The sequence below is a fragment of the Vibrio sp. 1562 genome, assembly GCF_033340155.1.
GTDB lineage: Bacteria > Pseudomonadota > Gammaproteobacteria > Enterobacterales > Vibrionaceae > Vibrio > Vibrio alginolyticus.
Genome location: NZ_JAWOVY010000218.1, coordinates 1 through 810 on the forward strand (window position 1 = coordinate 1; position 810 = coordinate 810).

An 810-nucleotide genomic window follows, 5' to 3' on the forward strand; every position below is an offset into this window, starting at 1 on the left:
TTTGGTTCTTAAATACTCAGTCGTCCTAGAACGACGTTGTGCCTATAACTGTCAGTCACAGCGCGTATTTCCACAATTAGACTTTAGGATGAGACAGAGGGGTGTGCCGGAAAATGCTTGAAATAAAAGTAATTATGGGAGCTAGGTCAACAGGATTTATGTGTATGGCGCGGTGAGATTTGGCAGATCGCCCTTGGTGAGGCGCACAAAAACCAAGGCGGCAGAAATCGCATCTTGCAGCGCGTCGTGTTTATCTTGAATGGGCAGTTCAAGGTGCTTGCAAATCGCATCCAGACTTAAGTCGAAGTAGGCATTGGGTAAATGACGTTCTAGTTTGTCGTGATAAATCTGGCTGACTTCAATCAATGGGTTTGGCAGTGGGAAGCCGAGTTGCCTTTGGCAGGCAAGGTCGAGAATTTTTTTGTCATAGCGAATGTGATATCCGACTAAAGGACGGTTGCCGATGAACGCGAGCAGTTTCAGCAACGCTTCTTTCTCGCTGATACCATCAGCCAGATCTTGATGGCGAATTTTATGAATCTTCACTGACCTAGAATCTAACGATTGGGGCGCACGTAAGCGTACTTCAAAAGGCTGACTGGTGAGGATGCGGTTGTCGATGATCTTGGTTGCCGCGATGGTTACCAACTCAGCACGGTTCGGATCAAGGCTGGTGGTCTCACAATCTAGAGACACAAACTCGGTTTTGTGTGGCGCACAAAACAGCGACTGATAAGGCGAGCCTTTCAATTTGTAATGCCAGTATTTGCGTTGTAACCAGTTCATCCTCTACGCCTCATTTTGACTTGT

Annotated in this window: 1 protein-coding gene; it reads right to left on the reverse strand. The window is 46.9% G+C overall.

From position 1 onward, the window contains the following. Positions 1-156: 156 nt before the first annotated feature. The gene (locus R7Z49_RS24265) at positions 157-786 is read right to left on the reverse strand and encodes a 3'-5' exonuclease (RefSeq protein ID WP_005458006.1); all 630 of its coding nucleotides are present in this window, start codon (positions 784-786) and stop codon (positions 157-159) included. Positions 787-810: the final 24 nt, after the last annotated feature.

Bases quoted from the DNA above. Each gene is read 5' to 3' on its own strand.
- R7Z49_RS24265 (WP_005458006.1), bottom strand. From the start codon at position 786: ATGAACTGGTTACAACGCAAATACTGGCATTACAAATTGAAAGGCTCG.